Here is a 16,880-nt window from a genome sequence, read left to right on the forward strand (position 1 = left end):
AATCCGCGGTGAATGCACCGGCAGTAATCAGGCCCTGTTTGGTGCCGGTGATGGACATGTACGCTGGCGTCGCCATTTACGCTGGCGTCGCCATTGATGCTCTCCTTGCTGAAAAATAAGGACTTGAAAGGCCTAAATGCCGGTCAAGTGCTGAATGGAGTAACCAAAGTTCATGCCAACTTTTATCAAGCCATTTAAAAACAAGGAGTTACATCAAGTAAGGAATTTGGTTGATTATTTTTTAAACAAAAAGCACTAAAAAGTGCGCAATAAGTTGCGCAGTGCTGTGCAACTTCTTGCGCACTCCTCTACAGATCACGGTTTATATGTCATGTGGTAATGTATCCACACGGTTATCCACACTTGAGTGCGCAACTTCTTGCGCAGTTGGTGTTTTTCTTGACGTTGGATTTGAGGCTATTTCGAACGTCAGTCAGGGCGCAAACTTGCCCTCTTTTAACAGGTTTTTACCCTCGCAAATTCTTACTACCCCGTTGCTAACTTAAGGCGCAAAAACGCGAGCAAAAATCAAGCAAACAACACTGAATCTCAGTCTTCGCAAAATCATGGAACAACAACTTCAGATAAGCTGAGGCGAGGTAAATGCGTACGAACCTATTCCGAACGGCGAGCGTTCAGTCTTTACGGCATCCGCGCTTTGGTGGTCATGGCTGTACGAACAGCTAAATGTCCCGCTGGAATACATCCAGGCGCTCAGGGGCCACGCAGACACGAAGATGACTAAACACTATCAGGATGGACACGCTGAGAAAGGTAGCGAGTACCTTGAGGTGGGGGTTTAGCAAATCGCAGACAACCATAAAAAAACCCATCCGAAGATGGGTTTTTCAGTGCGTCGCGGATTACTTCATCAACGAGGGCGTTGGGCCTTCAGCCACACCCAGGTCGTCTTCCGGACGTGTTTCTTCCAGCGGACGACCGCCGGAAGCCAGTTCAACTTGCAGTTTGTCTTCGTCCAGCTCTTTGACCCACTTGGCAACCACCAGGGTCGCCACAGCGTTACCTACGAGGTTGGTCAAGGCCCGGGCTTCGGACATGAAGCGGTCAATACCCAGAATCAGCGCCAGACCGGCAACCGGCAGGTGGCCTACCGCCGACAAGGTCGCGGCCAGTACGATAAAACCACTACCGGTCACGCCCGCAGCGCCCTTGGACGACAGCAGCAGCACCAACAACAGGGTGATCTGGTGCGTGATGTCCATGTGCGTGTCGGTGGCTTGCGCGATGAACACGGCAGCCATGGTCAGGTAGATCGAGGTACCGTCGAGGTTAAACGAGTAACCGGTCGGGATCACCAGGCCAACCACTGACTTCTTGGCGCCCAGACGCTCCATTTTCACCAGCATGCGTGGCAGCGCGGACTCGGACGAAGACGTGCCCAGTACGATCAGCAGCTCTTCACGGATGTAGCGAATCAGCTTGATCACGCTGAAACCGTGAGCGCGCGCGATACCGCCCAGCACCACCAGCACGAACAGCACGCAGGTGATGTAGAAACAGATCATCAACTGGCCCAACTGCACCAGCGAACCCACGCCATAGGCGCCGATGGTGAAGGCCATGGCACCCAGTGCACCCAACGGGGCCAGCTTCATGATCATGTTGATGATGTTGAACATCACGTGGGCGAAACGGTCGATGAAGTCCAGCACCGGCTTGCCGTAGGCGCCCAGGCGATGCAGGGCGAATCCGAACAGCACCGAGAACATCAGCACTTGCAGGATGTCACCGTTGGCGAAGGCGCCGACGATGGTGGAAGGGATCACGTTGAGGATGAAGCCGACGATGCTTTGGTCTGCGCCTGCGGTCACATAAGCCGCGACTTTCGAGGCGTCCAGCGTAGACGCGTCGATGTGCATGCCAGCGCCCGGCTGCACCACGTTGACCACGACCAGGCCGATCAACAGGGCAATGGTCGATACGATTTCGAAGTAGAGCAGCGCATAACCGCCGGTCTTGCCGACCGACTTCATGCTCTGCATACCGGCGATACCGCTCACCACCGTACAGAAAATGATCGGCGCAATGACCATCTTGATCAGTTTGATAAAGCCGTCACCCAAAGGTTTGAGTGCTACACCGGTTTCCGGGTAGTAGTGGCCCAACAAGATACCGATAGCGATCGCTAAGATCACTTGCACATACAGGGATTTGTACAGTGGCTGACGAGTCGTCATTGCAAAGTTCCTCAAGTGCATCACTCGGCCATCATTCCATCTGAGACCGGCAACGCCTAAAGCGCGAACCCTCCTGTACTTGGAGGGATTTGTTGTGTCGAGCTGCTCTATCGGCAGACCTCTCGCACTTATTGCAAGCCACGGGCCAACGTTGTCAAAACACGCTCAAAGCCCGATAGCACATAGCCTTGTAGGAAATTAAAGTTAGTTTTTTGTAGGACAACTTTGGCGGGTTTCCGCCCATTTGCCGGGAACGATGGGAAGAGATGGCGGATTTCCGCCTGCTTCACGTGACTGGAAAACGTATACGGAATGCCGCGCCGCCCAAAGGCGAATCATCGAGGGTCAGCTGCGCGTCGTAGCTTTCGATGATGTCCTTGACCACCGCCAGGCCAATCCCCTGCCCCGGATGCTGGCGATCCAGGCGTTCGCCGCGTTGCAGGATGCGCGCCCGTTGATCGGCAGGCACGCCGGGGCCGTCGTCTTCCACGCACACGTCAATCCCGGCCGCCGTGCGGTGCAGGCTGATGCGTACTTGGCTCAAACACAGGCGGTAGGCGTTTTCGAGCAGGTTGCCGAGCAATTCCAGCAATGCGTTTTGCTCGATCGGTACATGACTGAGGGGAGCAATGTCGAAACTGACTTTGACCCGCTTGTCGCGGTAGACCTTGTCCAGGGTGTTGCACAGGCTTTCAACCACCGGAATCAGTTCCACCTGATGGCGTACCAGGCCACTTTTGCGCAGGCTGGCACGCTGCAACTGGTAGCTGATTTGCTGGTTCATGCGTTCGATCTGGGTTTGTAGCACCCACGCCTGCTCGCGGTCTTGCGGGCGCTGGGCCATGCTTTCACTGACGCCCTGCAACACCGCCAGCGGGGTTTTCAGGCTGTGCGCCAGATCATCCAGCGAGTCGCGGTAGCGGGTGCGCTGTTCACGCTCACTTTGCAGCAAGCGGTTCAAGGAGCCGGTCAAGCGCAGCAACTCACGGGGGTGCTGCTCGCTGAGGCTGTCACGCTCGCCAGCTTCGATCTGGTCCAGTTCCTGACTTAAACGTCGCAAGGCACGCAACCCCCACGTCAATCCAATCCATAGCAGCGCCAGCAACACGACTAACGCCGCGCCAAATCCCAGGTAAAGATTTTCACGCAACCCGGCGAGGGTGATGTTGTATTCGCGCATGGGCTGCAACGCCACGAAGCTGAAGGCCGCGCTTTTGCCGCCGAGCAGCTTGACCTCCACGTCATAGACGAAGAACTCTTCGCCGCTGTCCTCACGAATACTTGCGAACTCGTTACCGCGCCCGTCGTAGCGCGGCTTGTAGTTGATGGATTCTTCTTGAGTGGCCCGCGAGCGCCACACCAGGCGGCCCTCTCGGTCATAGATGTAGCCGAGCAGGCGACTGTCCGGCAGGTTGAATTGTTCATCCGGCAGCAAGGCCGGCATTTTTAGGTGATTTTTTTCGACCCGTGCCGCCGAAATCAAGGTGTTTACATCCGATGCCAAACGCTGCTCGATGGCGCCCTTGAGCGCCAGACTGAATGCACCTTGCATAGCCGGTAACAGCGCCAGCATGAACAGCACGGCCAGCAAGGTGGCCGCGAGCATCAGTCGAACGCGCAGCGAACGAATCATCGGCAGCGCTCAGTAAACAGATACCCCATGCCGCGCACCGTATCGATTGGCTTAAAGCCGTTTGCCCCCTCCAACTTGCGTCGCAAGCGCCCGACCAGCACCTCGATCACATTCGGATCACGCTCCTCGTCATCCGGGTACAGCTGTTCCATCAGTCGGTCCTTGGCCACCACCTGCTGGTGATGGCGCATCAGGTATTCCAGAATCCGGTATTCATAGGCCGTGAGCGCCAGTGGTTCGCCCTCCAGCACCGCCTGCTTGCGATTGATGTCGAGCACCAGTTCGCCCGCCACGATGGTGGACTGGGTAAAACCGCTGGAACGGCGCAACAAGGCATTCAAGCGTGCTTCCAGCTCTTCGAACTGGAACGGCTTGACCACATAGTCGTCAGCGCCTGCGGCCAGCCCTTCGACCTTGTCTTGCCAATTGCCGCGGGCCGTCAGAATCAGGATCGGGAACGTCTTGCCACGCTGGCGCAACTCGCGAATCAGCTCAAGCCCGCCGAGCCCCGGCAGCCCCAGGTCAATCATCGCCAGGTCGTAGTTGAACTGCCCGGCCTGGTACAGCGCTTCCTCGGCATTGGCCACTGCCTCGACCACATGCCCCCCTTCCCTGAGGCGGGTTTGCAAGTGATGACGCAACAGCGCCTCATCTTCAACCACCAGCAATTTCATCGCGCTCTCCCAAGCCTGATCGCGCCTCCAAAGGCGTTAAACACGTGGCCACTCTATCGTTGCGGCCCTGAACACACTCTGAACAATAGCCCAACCGTTTCAAGCGACTACCCAGCACGGCGCGGACCCGGCAAAATGCGCAGCATGACTCGACTCCCCGCCCTGCCCGCCTGCTGCACCCCGTTGCGTGCCGACTGGCCCTTGCCTCACGCGCTGCCCGGCAGTGCATGGTGCAGTACCGATTTCACGCCTGCTCAACTGTCGATTGACGACTTTGGGTGCAGTGCAATCGAAATGCCCGCCAGTATTCAACGCTCTGTTGCCAAACGCCAAACCGAATTTCTCGCCGGACGCCTGTGCGCGCGTGCGGCCGTGCTGCAGCTGGATGGCACCCTCGCTACGCCCGGCATCGGTGAAGACCGCGCCCCGGTGTGGCCCGACCACATCGCGGGGACCATCACCCACAGCAACGGCCGGGCCGCCGCGCTGGTGGCACTCAAAAGTGAATGGCAAGGGTTAGGCATCGACCTTGAGAACCTGCTCAGTGACGAGCGCGCCCGGCGTCTGGCCAAAGAAATCCTGACCCCGGATGAGCTGCAGCGCATGGCCGCAGGCTGCGCCGAGGATCTCGCCCTCCTCGTCACGTTGACGTTTTCACTCAAGGAAAGCCTGTTCAAGGCGCTGTTTCCGCTGGTGCAAAAACGCTTTTACTTTGAGCATGCCGAGCTCCTCAGTTGGAGCAAAGACGGCCATGCACGCCTGCGCCTGCTCACTGAACTGTCGGCGCAGTGGCACCACGGGAAAGAAATCGAAGGGCAATTTGCAGTGTGGGAAGGTCAGTTGCTGAGTGCAATTGCCATCAAGGCCTGATCGGCGGCTCTGCCACACCTCCGTCCTGACAGGACGGCGTCAGGGCGGTGGTGATTATCACGTGCGCGGTAACGGTCAGAAGGTCGTGCTTTCCAGTTCGCGGTTGGCTGCCGCTTGCTCAAAGCGCGTCAACTCATCAAACAATGCTTCTCGGGCCTGTTTGTGCTCAGCCGCCGCCTCCCCCAGCCTGATGTATTCCTGTTCGCCCAGGCGTTCGCTTTGGCTGGATAAGGCATCGCATTTTTTATCGTACTCGTCGCGAATGGCAGTAAAGCGCTGCGCATATTGCCGCTTGAGAAACCTGCGCCAAAATTTTTCACGGGTGATGGAATATTGCAGCGCAGGCGTGGCCTCCAGGCTCAAGATGTAGTGTTTGGCATCGTCCAGTTTGGACGGCGTGACCCCGGCAATTTGTTCATGGTGCATGCCACGGGTTTGTGTCGGCAGATCGAGCTCTTCGGCCAGGTGAACACGATAAAACAGCTGGATTTCTGCATCGTCCGGGTGGCCACCTGCCTGGTAGCGTTCCCTGATGTCCTGGTTCGCAAGCTGGTCCACCTGACGCATCCGGAACATGCCTTTGGCCAGTTTTAACAAGTTCGCGGCAATGGTTTGCTCATTGCTGGTGCGCTCGACCTTGTGGACCCGGGTCAACACTTCGAGGTTGCCGAAGATGACCATGACGCCGTCGGCACAGGTCACTTCCATGTTTATTTCGTTAAAAACGTCCCGGCGCAGTGCCGTGGATTCGAGCATCAGGTCGATCATCTCCCATACCCGGTCTTGAATCTGCTGCCGGGTAGATGACGTCATATAGTCCTTGGACCCGGTCATGTCGCGGATCAGGCGGAAAAAGTCCTCCGCCACCCGGCCTTCGCGTTGAAGCAAGTTCCATTGCCGCGTTCGGCGGGTTCGTTCGCTGCGTGGCAGGTCACGCGATAACCAGGCTGCCACGTCCTGCACCGGGTCATCGCGCACCTCGACCGGCCTGCGACGCAGGAGCACGCCAAAATTCAAGCCTGAACGCCTCTGATACTCAGCCATGCGCTCACGGGTTTCGCCGTTTAACGGATTGCCGTGCAAGTGAGTATTGCGGTTGACCGGGCTGGCGTCCGGCACATCGAACACCGCTTGCGGGATGACGGTGATCATATTGAAGTCCAGGCGCACCGTTTCAATGTTTGTCAGGCCGAGCAACCCCGTTGGCCACACCATCATTTGATTGCCGCGCAGGTGCAATTGGCGCAGTTCTCTCATGTGCGTGACGTCGGGCACCGGCGCGAACCCCGGCAGCGGTAAAGCGCTCTGTCCGATGAGGTTGAAATTAAGGTTCAACACCCTGAGCGAGGTCAGTGCGCTGAGTTTTTGCACACTCTCAGGCGTCAATTCGATGCGATTTCCACTCAGGTTAAGTTTCGTCAGCCCGGTCAGGTCCAATGCAGCGGCGGGAAGGGTTCGCAAGAGGTTGTTGGCCATCGAAAGCCAACGCAGCCCGGTAAAACGACTCAAAAACTCATTCGAGCCATTGAACAGCCGCATGCCGTCCATGGACAACGCCCCGACGTGACTGAAATCTCCGCTCAGCGCAGGCAAGTCACCGACGGGAAGGTTGGAAAGGTCCAGGCTGTAGCCCAGGAACTGGCCATCGTCTGAATACGCCCTGTCGGTTTCTTTGCGCCATGCACTTAAAATCCGCTGCATGATGTCGCGGCGTTCGGGGTTGGGCACTGCATGGTCGGCACCTTGGGCGACCACTGACTGGGCTGCCCAGGCCTCCAGCTGCTCACGGGTGGTCTGATACTCAACCCGCAAGCGCTCAAGTTCCCGGTGCCGAGCGGCCTCGTTTTCGCCCAATCCATTCAGAAATCCATTGATCTCTTCGCCACTTAGCCTGGGATAAAGAAGGACGGTCTTGCGGATCAAATCGTTGGAATGCGCCCCTTGCCCGGAAGGCGGGTACACGGGATAAGCCATAAACGAGGCATCGACCTTGATCGCGGGTTCCATCCACGGCTTGTCAGTGTCCAGCCCCAACAAGGTTTTGACACTTGCGCGGTGGGCAAAAGCCCGTTCGCTGATTTTTGCCGCCAGCGTCCGGTTGTCGTGAACCCCCTCAAGCCCGAGCGCACTGCGTTCCTCGTCGCTCAGCACATGCAGGATGGAAGACAACAGGTTATTGCCCGTTTCAGGCACACTGTTTAAAGGCTGGCCCTCGGGCGAATATGCCCGGTAGCCGTGTTCCTCTTTAACCAGCAAGCGATAACGACCGGGCTCGGCCGTACCGATACTGTCCAGCCTCTCTCCGTCGACTGTCTGGCTGCGCACTTCGATTGCCACGTTCGCAGGCCAGCCAGGCAAAGCTTGCAGCATATGCAACGTGAGCTTTTCACTGTCCGGAGTGGCCGTGGCCTCCAGGTACAGGCCTTCATAGGCGCGGGTCAGGCGCACCTCACGTGCGGACGCGAGCATGTGTTCCGAGAGTCGCGGGGCGATATCGCCTTTGTCCAGGTATTCGGTCTTCTCATGGCCGGTGGCGTGGCTGAGCAGGTGTTTGATAACACTGAGGGGCAGTTGATCGGCGCCTTTGTGCAACACGTGCACATGTGGGTCAGCGCTTTTCTCCTCTTTTTCGTAGAGCGACTTGAACAGTTCCGGCATACGCGCCTGGGCATGGGCGCCAATTTTTTTGGCCAGGGCCAGCATGCGCTGCTCAATGATCGGGTCGTACTCGCCGAGCAACTGTTGAGTCTGCGACCGGTCCAGTCGCATCAGCAACGCTCGCAGCAAGCTGCCATTACTGGCCTCTTCACGCGAAAGCCTGACCCGGGGAAGCTCGCTGCTCAGATCAGCCCCGTACTCGGCCAGGGTATTGCCCTGCGCATCCACCACTTGCAGGACTTTATCGCGAGGCCAGCCCGGCAGGCTTTGCAACAATAACAGCTGAATGTCAGCACGGGCCGTGCGCAGGGAATAGTGCTCTTGCATGGAATTGACGAAGCGCTGAATCTCGGCCTCGATTTCAAAGCGTTTCCAGGTGTCCATCAACAACGGCGGAGCTACCCGATTATTCATGTGCACCTGACGCAATACCCCTTCGTCCGTATGACTGACCTGCAGGATCTGTTTGCCCACCGCGTCTTCAAACGACACAGGGGCGGCGCGCAAGCGGCGCAAAAGCGTCAGCCCTTGCCATTGCAAGGGATTTTCCGTGCTGGCCCGCCATGCCCCGTCATAGTTGTGCTCCAGAACCGGGGCATCGACCCCGACCTTGGAGGGGTGCTTCATTCGCCACTTAGGCCGCACCGGGTCGCGTTCGACGTGAAACACCGAGCCGTAAAGCGGCAGGTACTTTTTACCGTTCAGGTCGTACAGCCCCAAGCTGTCAGCCTTCAGGTCGCGGGGCAGCCGCACGTCCTGCACAAATTGACTGGCCGAGTTGTCCCACAGGCGGACTTCACCCGCCGGTTGTCGCATGGCAGACATCGCATCCCCCAGGGTCTTGCGCAGCCCCTCGGCATCTGTCGCATGGCTCATGCCCAGAATCGTGCGCTCATGGGGCTGTAAAACCGACGCCAGCGCCAGGTAAAAGCTGTCACGGGTAGCAGGCACCGGGATGACACCGCCGTTACGATAGTCATACGCCTCGTAGACACCGTTTCCGTAATGGCGCAATTCCACCGCCGTATCGTCTGGCCCCAGAGGGATAAACGGTTTGATGTTCTGCGGGTCGCCATACTCGGTAATCGCCAGATGGCGGTCCAGTTTGTCGTTGAGCAAGCCTCTGGCAAATTCACGGGTCCATTGATCTATATCGGGGTTAAAGGCGCGGGCGTGATAAATCCCGTCGAGCGCCTGATCGATACGCAGCTTTACTTTGAGGCGATCGGCTGCCTCGGAAAACGGAATGGGCTGAAGATTGCTCTGCAGCGCTTGAGCGGGCTGACTGGCAGTGAACGGGTGCTGCGTCAGCAATTGTTCAATGCACTCAACGGACAGCGCGGGATTGAGGCCATGTAATTTGGCCACCAGCGCCGAAGCCCTCGTCGTAAAAGGTGGGCACACGCGCGGCAGGAACTGATTGGCCGGGTTGCGGCTGGCCACCGGGTCTGAACGCTGATGGCCTTCAAGCACGGTTAACGCCTGAAATAACAAGGCGTGTTCCGTCTTGGCCAATTGGGCGATCTGTTCACGGATAGTGGCAATGCGGCTGATTTTGCCGGCTGCGGGGTTGTGCTCGCGGCCCAGCACGGAATCATCTGGCAACTGATCCACTATCAATGTGAACAGGTGCTCGGCACTGGCCGCCCCTTGCGTCACATCATCGCGGGCAACGTAACGGCCCGTGTCCAGCCGTTTGATTTGAATGGTGTGCACGTCCTGGCCGGGGCGCACGTCCGGTCCGTAAGACGTCATGTTTTCACCGTGCTGATCAAACACATTGAGCACGGTATCCGCGGGCCAGTGTGGCAACCGGGTGAGCAGGGCGAACACGGCGGGTTCGGCATGGGCGGGCATTTCTGCGCGCAAGGGCAGCACCTCGATAATGTGGTTGATCTGCTGTTCAACTCGTAACCGGCGCACCCCGTCCGCCAAAGGCCCCGGCATGGGGTGCCCCTGCCAGACGGCTTCCAGTTGCAAACGCGTGGTGGCGGTAATGCGCAGCATCAGCTCGATTTCCGGGAGCGGGACGCGCGTCGCGTCAAAGGGCAGCATGCGTTGCACCATTTGCGCGTCACTGAGGGTATCGACATCGTCCAATACCAGCCGCCACATCTGCTTGGCCGGATCGAACTTCACCGCTGGCCGGTACGCGTGGGCATCCGCGGTATTGAGCACGTAATGCTTGCCAACCGGGTCGTAGACGATTTCGGCAGCGCGGTGCAGGTCGCCCTCGTAGACCTTGACGTACAGCCTGTCGTTGATCTCGTAAATCCCTTCAATTGTGGGCGTCAGGCTATCCAGCGTACTGGCTTGCACCTGCGTATAGGGCTCCAGACCGGGGCGCCACAGTTCAGTTTTGCCGTCAGCAAACGTGACTTTTCGCGGTTCCCCTAACTGTTGCCACAACGTATTCATGCGCTGGCGATGAAGGTTACCGCCCAGTCCGATCAGCCATCCGCTAAGTAACAGATCAGCCGTGTCGGCCAAAGCACTGGCGAATTCGCTGGATTCTCCTTGGCTCGCGTCGATCACACCTTTGACGACGCTGTAGCCAAGCGAGCCAAACACCACCCCTTGCATCACCCGATTCAGCCCTGTCACCCCGCCTGGCACCGGGGTCGTCAGCAAGCTCAATACTTCTTGGCCTATAGCCAGCATGGCCTCCTTCAGCGCCTGCCAATCGGCCTCGGAGCGAGTGGTAGCCAGCAGGTTGAGGTTGGTGGTGTAACGGTTGACCTGATACCGGCTCAACACCTCGACCAGCTTCTGGCGGGGATACGCCACCGGCTCAACGTCAAAGACCAGGGAGTCCAGCGTGGGCTCCGGGAACGCTAAATGGAAACCGTCATATAACGCCCCGGCTAACCAGCTCAAGTCCGCAGGACGAGGTTCATCACTCAACAGCTTCTGAAAGCTGCCCAAGGCAGGCAACGGCAGTTGGCCGGCGAACCACCCGAGGTTCTTTGCCTTATGGCTTTGTTTGAGTTGCTGCCGAAAATGCGCTTTGAAATCGGTCCCTGACGGATGGTAGAGCAGCGCCCCGCCCGGCCGGTTCGGGAAATAGCTGTACACGCCGGTTTCGCCTTCGAAATGCAACACCAGCAGGGGCATGGTCATGCGATGTTCAAACAGCCCTCGTGCCGAGCGCGCCATGGAAACCGGGTGAATTTCACACGCTATTTCATCATTGAACACGTTGAGCAACCGGTGGTAAGCCACGCGTGTGACCCCACTGACCGCCATATTTCGATAGGCCTCGAGCACCTCAAACTCAAAACGGGCCCTGACACTTTGAACCAACAACGTATTCAATACGCCTTCAGGCCCCGCAGCGTCTAAAAGGCTGTGGGCTAATGCCGAGCCCATGTCGAGGTTACGCACAATGGCGATAAAGCCCCTGACATCCATGGCCTTGCGGGCGGGTCCATAACGGATAAAGCTGGCCTCGACGAAGCTGAACGGCTTGAGAAAGATCGAGTCGGTAGTGAAACCGAAATTGGCACAAGCGGCTTCCCACAACGTCATTGAACGCACGTGTTCAACGAACTTGGACTCGTCCAGGGCACGGCGCCACCTGCGCGGGTTCTCCAGCTGTTTCGGCGCGGGTTCAAGCCACTCACTCAGCAGGTCCAGGGGGGTGCGGCCTTCTTTGGTTTCCAGGTAGCGGGTGTAGATTCTGGCCTGTTCCGGGTCGACATCATCACCGGTCAGGGTTTTCAGTGCGTCTTTCAACCGGGCCATCTGAGCGGATTTGAACGCCTCCCTGAAGCGGGCATTTTCGGTTTCGGCAGCCTTGATCGATGCTTGGGCCTCACGCTGCAAGGCGATGTAGTGTTTGATCTGCGCCTTGTCGAACCCGGCGAAGTGGGTCTGCATGTTAGCCGCCATAAAGGCCAGCGCTTGCTGCTGCGCCCATTGCTTGCCCGACAGCAATGTGGGTGCGCGCTCAGGCACTTTCGAGAAAAAACGCATGTCTGGTATTTCCGTGAATGAAAAGCGCACCCTAAACAGGATCAAAGCGTGGCATGCGGTAGTTATTTAATGCCGCGCAGGCGCTGACGAATGCAACCACGCGTGGGTATTACCCCGGCCGGACATAGACCTGCGTCATGCTTTGTGCGCCTTTGCACAAACGCCATTACTGACCCGACAGCCCCGCATGCTATGGTTTGCGCCCCATAATCGAGCGTATTGCCACTATGCCCGTGACGTCCCGTTATCTGCGTTTGGCGCTGTATACCGTATTGATTCTGGCCGGGGCGGTGGTTGCCGGCGGCTGGGCCATGCAGCAGGCCAGGCAACATGCATTGGAAGAAAGCGCCCGGCGCGGGCCCGAGCAACTGAGCTTGTATGCCAATTCGCTGCACACCCTGATCGAACGTTACCGCGCCCTGCCCGCCGTGCTGGCGCAAGACCCGGAGCTGATTGCCGCGCTGGCAGGGCACGTCACCCCAGACGTGCAAGACCTGCTCAATCGCAAGCTGGAACGCATCAACGGTGCCGCGCAATCGTCCACGCTGGAACTGCTCGACAGCACCGGGCTGGCGGTGGCTGCCAGCAACTGGAACACATCCAACAGTTACGTGGGCCATAACTACGGATTCCGCCCCTATTTCAGCCAGACCCGCAGTCAGGGTACCGGCCGGTTTTATGCCGTGGGCGTGACCAGCGGAATCCCGGGCTACTTTTTGTCCAGCGCCGTCACGGATGCCGACGGACGCTTTCTGGGCGCCATTGTGGTCAAACTTGAGTTTCCCGAACTGGAGCGCGAATGGAGCCAGGGCAACGACACCCTGCTGGTCAGCGATGCACGAGGCATCGTGTTTATCGCCAATCAACCCGGCTGGCGTTATCGCCACCTGCGCACGCTCAATGACAGTGACCGTGACAGCATCACCGTGACCCGACAGTACGATAAACAGCCCCTGACCCTGATGCCGACCCGCACCCTGCGCAGCTTTGAAGACAACAGCTTCTTGACCCGCGTGGAAGGTCCCGACGGCCCGGCTGATTATCTGTGGGGGACATTGCCTCTGAAAGCCGAAGGCTGGACCCTGCATTTGTTACGCAAACCACCCACCGCCACTGACGACGAACGCAATGCAGCACTGGCGGCCGTCGGCTTATGGCTGACGCTGGTGTTTCTGGGGTTGTTCCTGTTCCAGCGCTGGCGCATTGGCCGTTTGCGCCAACGCAATCGTGAAGAACTTGAGCAACTGGTCGAAGCCCGCACGCGGGACTTGCGCACCGCCCAAGATGGCCTGGTGCAGTCGGCCAAACTCGCGGCGCTGGGGCAAATGTCGGCGGCGCTGGCCCATGAGATCAATCAACCGCTTACTGCCCAGCGCATGCAGTTGGCGACCTTGCGTCTTTTGCTCGACCATGGCCGCATCGAAGACGCGTATAAAGCCCTTACGCCTCTGGAGCACATGCTGACACGCATGGCTGCGCTCACCGGGCACCTTAAAACCTACGCCCGACAAAGCCCCAGCGGCCTGCGCGAGCGCCTGGATCTGGCCAGCGTGGTGGATCAGGCTTTGCAGTTGGTGGAGCCGCGTCTGAAAGACGAAGGGGTTGAGCTGCAGACCCGGCTGAGTCGTCCGGCCTGGGTGCGCGGCGATGCAATTCGTCTGGAGCAGGTCATGATCAACCTGCTGCGCAATGCGCTGGACGCCATGCGCGACAAACCGCGCAAGCACCTGGAGATCCGTATCGAAGCCGATCAGCAGTTATGGCATTTAACCGTCAGCGACAGCGGTGGCGGGATCGATGACGAACATCTGGGTAAAATTTTCGACCCTTTTTTCACCACTAAACCCGTGGGCGACGGTTTGGGGTTGGGGCTGGCAGTGTCATACGCAATCGTTCACGAACTCGGCGGTCGACTGACAGCGTGTAACCACGCCGATGGCGCACTGTTCACACTGACGTTGCCCATCGCACAGGACACTTGAGACATGCTTGATTCGGTCATCGTGGTCGATGATGAGGCCAGTATTCGAACCGCAGTTGAGCAATGGCTGAGCCTCAGCGGCTTTGACGTGCAACTCTACAGTTGTGCCGAAGATTGCCTGCATCACTTGCCCGCGCAGTTTGCCGGGGTAATTGTGAGCGACGTGCGCATGCCCGGCATGGGAGGGCTGGCCCTGCTCAAACGCTTGCAACAACTGGATGCCGACTTGCCGGTGATCCTGCTGACCGGGCATGGCGATGTGCCCATGGCGGTCGAGGCCATGCGTGAAGGCGCGTATGACTTCCTCGAAAAACCATTTAGCCCCGAAGCCCTGCTCAGCAGCTTGCGCCGCGCGCTGGAGAAACGTCGTCTGGTACTGGAAAACCGCCGCCTGCATGAACAGGTCGATGTGCGCGAACAGCTCGACCGCCGTTTGCTGGGCGTGTCCCGCAGCCTGCAGACCTTGCGCAGGCAGGTGATGGAGTTGGCGCCGTTGCCGGTCAACGTCCTGATCCGCGGCGAAACCGGCAGCGGTAAAGAGCTAGTGGCCCGCTGCCTGCACGATTGCGGGCCGCGTGCCGCCCAGCCCTTTGTGGCACTCAACTGTGCAGCCATCCCCGAGCAACTGTTCGAAGCCGAACTGTTTGGCCACGAAAGCGGCGCTTTTACCGGCGCCCAGGGCAAACGCATCGGCAAGCTGGAATACGCCGACGGCGGCACGTTGTTCCTCGATGAAATCGAAAGCATGCCACTGGCCCAACAAGCGAAACTGCTGCGGGTGTTGCAAGAGCAAAAACTTGAACGCCTGGGCTCCAACCAAAGCATTGAGGTGGATTTACGGATCATCGCTGCCACCAAACCCGACCTGCTCGAAGAAGCTCGGGCCGGACGCTTTCGCGAAGATTTGGCTTACCGCCTGACCGTGGCCGAGTTGCGGCTGCCGCCCTTGCGCGAACGCCGCGAAGACATTCCCTTGTTGTATGCGTTTTTCTCCCACAGTGCAGGCGAGCGCCTGGGCCGCAGCGTGCAACCCCTCAGTGGCGCGCAGTTAACCTGCTTGCTCAGCCACGACTGGCCGGGGAACGTGCGCGAGCTGGCCAACGTAGCGGAACGGCGGGTATTGGGGCTGGGCGAACCGCAATGGGATGCCCCCGATATCGGCCACTCGTTAGTGGCCCAACAGGAAGCCTTTGAAGCGCAATGCCTGCGCGCCGCGCTGAGTCGACACAAAGGCGATATCAAAGCGGTGATGGCCGAGTTGCAACTGCCGCGTCGCACCCTGAACGAAAAAATGCAGCGTCATGGGCTGGTGCGCGAAGCATTCTTAAACACCGACTAACCCGCTGCACATGCTTCGAACAGCGCGGCGCCAAGGCGTCCACCGATAGGCGGATTTCCGCTTATCACGTTTGGGTTTTGAGCGAGATTCCGCTCACCCGCTTGGGTTTCGCCCTTGTAAACCGGGTCTTTACATCTTGGCACAACTCCTGCTACGTCCCGGTAAGCACGCGTTTTGACGCGCTATAACAAAACCAAAAAAAGAAGGATCCAGTTAATGGATAACTCCAGCACCTTGCCTGCCGGGTCGGTTCCTGCGACCCCGAAAGAAAAGACCACCTCCAGCCGTATCAAATCCATTTTCAGCGGTTCCGTCGGCAACATGGTCGAGTGGTACGACTGGTACGTGTACGCCGCCTTTTCGCTGTACTTCGCCAAGGCGTTTTTCCCGAAAGGTGACACCACCGCTCAATTGCTCAACACCGCCGCGATTTTTGCCGTGGGCTTCCTGATGCGCCCGATCGGCGGCTGGCTGATGGGCCTGTACGCGGACCGCAAAGGCCGTAAAGCCGCGTTGATGGCCTCGGTGCTGCTGATGTGTTTCGGCTCGCTGATCATCGCCCTGTCCCCGGGTTATGAAACCATTGGCGTCGGCGCGCCGATCCTGCTGGTGTTCGCCCGCTTGCTGCAAGGGTTGTCGGTGGGTGGTGAATACGGCACCTCGGCCACTTACCTCAGCGAGATGGCCACCAAGGAACGTCGCGGCTTCTTCTCCAGCTTCCAGTACGTGACCCTGATCTCGGGCCAGCTCATCGCGCTGGGCGTTTTGATCGTGCTGCAACAAACCCTGACTGAAGAGCAACTGTACAGCTGGGGCTGGCGCATCCCGTTCGTGATCGGCGCTCTGTGTGCGGTGGTTGCGTTGTTCTTGCGTCGCGGCATGGAAGAGACCGAGTCGTTCAACAAGGTCAAGGTCAAGCCCAAAGAAAGCGCCATGCGCACCTTGCTGCGTCACCCAAAAGAGCTGATGACCGTGGTTGGCCTGACCATGGGCGGCACACTGGCGTTCTACACCTACACCACGTACATGCAGAAATACCTGGTGAACACGGTGGGCATGAGCATCTCCGACTCCACCACTATTTCAGCCGCTACGCTGTTCCTGTTCATGTGCCTGCAACCACTGGTAGGCGGGCTCTCGGATAAAGTCGGGCGCCGTCCGATCCTGATCGCATTCGGTGTATTGGGCACCCTGTTTACTGTGCCGATCCTGACCACGCTGCACACCATCACCACCTGGTGGGGCGCGTTCTTCCTGATCATGGCCGCGCTGATCATCGTCAGTGGCTACACCTCGATCAACGCCGTGGTGAAAGCGGAACTGTTCCCGACTGAAATTCGCGCATTAGGCGTCGGCCTGCCGTACGCACTGACCGTGTCGATCTTCGGCGGCACCGCTGAATACATCGCGCTGTGGTTCAAAAGCGCGGGCATGGAGACCGGCTATTACTGGTACGTCACCGCCTGTATCGCTTGCTCGCTGTTCGTTTACGCCACCATGAAAGACACGCGTAAACACTCGCGGATCGAGACCGACTAAAAGCTGTTCCCCC

General features: G+C 58.6%; 8 protein-coding genes and 1 pseudogene. 4 read left to right on the forward strand and 5 right to left on the reverse strand.

All coding sequences use genetic code 11. The features are described from left to right. From CJF39_RS22880 to CJF39_RS18980, 4 genes and pseudogenes are all read right to left on the reverse strand, one after another. A pseudogene (locus CJF39_RS22880) lies at positions 1-76 on the reverse strand (Hcp family type VI secretion system effector); the annotation flags it as partial. A 787-nt stretch (positions 77-863) separates the two neighbouring features. Beyond that, positions 864-2,198, reverse strand: a complete 1,335-nt coding sequence (locus CJF39_RS18970; protein ID WP_094994821.1) for a dicarboxylate/amino acid:cation symporter — start codon at positions 2,196-2,198, stop codon at positions 864-866. 286 nt (positions 2,199-2,484) lie between these two features. Continuing rightward, a complete protein-coding gene (locus CJF39_RS18975; protein ID WP_094994822.1) occupies positions 2,485-3,831 on the reverse strand; it encodes an ATP-binding protein in 1,347 nt (448 codons plus the stop codon). Beyond that, a complete protein-coding gene (locus CJF39_RS18980; RefSeq protein ID WP_094994823.1) occupies positions 3,828-4,505 on the reverse strand; it encodes a response regulator in 678 nt (225 codons plus the stop codon). Before CJF39_RS18980 ends, CJF39_RS18975 begins: the two co-directional genes overlap by 4 nt. Before the next feature lie 144 nt (positions 4,506-4,649). On the opposite strand from CJF39_RS18980, the gene CJF39_RS18985 reads away from it, so the two are divergent. After that, on the forward strand, positions 4,650-5,375 hold the full coding sequence (locus CJF39_RS18985) for a 4'-phosphopantetheinyl transferase family protein (protein WP_094994853.1): 726 nt from the start codon (positions 4,650-4,652) through the stop codon (positions 5,373-5,375). A gap of 75 nt (positions 5,376-5,450) precedes the next feature. Here CJF39_RS18985 and CJF39_RS18990 read toward each other — a convergent pair whose 3' ends face one another. Next, positions 5,451-12,008, reverse strand: a complete 6,558-nt coding sequence (locus CJF39_RS18990; RefSeq protein ID WP_094994824.1) for an NEL-type E3 ubiquitin ligase domain-containing protein — start codon at positions 12,006-12,008, stop codon at positions 5,451-5,453. A 227-nt stretch (positions 12,009-12,235) separates the two neighbouring features. Here CJF39_RS18990 and CJF39_RS18995 point away from each other — a divergent pair, with 227 nt between their 5' ends. The 3 genes from CJF39_RS18995 to CJF39_RS19005 all read left to right on the forward strand — a co-directional run bounded on the left by CJF39_RS18995 (position 12,236) and on the right by CJF39_RS19005 (position 16,867). Then, on the forward strand, positions 12,236-13,990 hold the full coding sequence (locus CJF39_RS18995) for an ATP-binding protein (RefSeq protein WP_094994825.1): 1,755 nt from the start codon (positions 12,236-12,238) through the stop codon (positions 13,988-13,990). Positions 13,991-13,993: 3 nt separating this feature from the next. Next, the gene (locus CJF39_RS19000; RefSeq protein ID WP_094994826.1) at positions 13,994-15,328 is read left to right on the forward strand and encodes a sigma-54-dependent transcriptional regulator; all 1,335 of its coding nucleotides are present in this window, start codon (positions 13,994-13,996) and stop codon (positions 15,326-15,328) included. 216 nt (positions 15,329-15,544) lie between these two features. After that, positions 15,545-16,867, forward strand: coding sequence for an MFS transporter (locus tag CJF39_RS19005; protein WP_047274233.1), 1,323 nt, complete (start codon positions 15,545-15,547; stop codon positions 16,865-16,867). The last annotated feature ends 13 nt before the right edge of the window (positions 16,868-16,880 follow it).

It is taken from the genome of Pseudomonas lundensis (assembly GCF_002269125.1).
GTDB lineage: Bacteria > Pseudomonadota > Gammaproteobacteria > Pseudomonadales > Pseudomonadaceae > Aquipseudomonas > Aquipseudomonas lundensis_A.

What these genes read in the sequence shown, in the direction of transcription:
- CJF39_RS18970 (WP_094994821.1), bottom strand. Translation starts at nt 2,198, where the DNA reads ATGACGACTCGTCAGCCACTGTACAAATCCCTGTATGTGCAAGTGATC.
- CJF39_RS18975 (WP_094994822.1), bottom strand. Translation starts at nt 3,831, where the DNA reads ATGATTCGTTCGCTGCGCGTTCGACTGATGCTCGCGGCCACCTTGCTG.
- CJF39_RS18980 (WP_094994823.1), bottom strand. Translation starts at nt 4,505, where the DNA reads ATGAAATTGCTGGTGGTTGAAGATGAGGCGCTGTTGCGTCATCACTTG.
- CJF39_RS18985 (WP_094994853.1), top strand. Translation starts at nt 4,650, where the DNA reads ATGACTCGACTCCCCGCCCTGCCCGCCTGCTGCACCCCGTTGCGTGCC.
- CJF39_RS18990 (WP_094994824.1), bottom strand. Translation starts at nt 12,008, where the DNA reads ATGCGTTTTTTCTCGAAAGTGCCTGAGCGCGCACCCACATTGCTGTCG.
- CJF39_RS18995 (WP_094994825.1), top strand. Translation starts at nt 12,236, where the DNA reads ATGCCCGTGACGTCCCGTTATCTGCGTTTGGCGCTGTATACCGTATTG.
- CJF39_RS19000 (WP_094994826.1), top strand. Translation starts at nt 13,994, where the DNA reads ATGCTTGATTCGGTCATCGTGGTCGATGATGAGGCCAGTATTCGAACC.
- CJF39_RS19005 (WP_047274233.1), top strand. Translation starts at nt 15,545, where the DNA reads ATGGATAACTCCAGCACCTTGCCTGCCGGGTCGGTTCCTGCGACCCCG.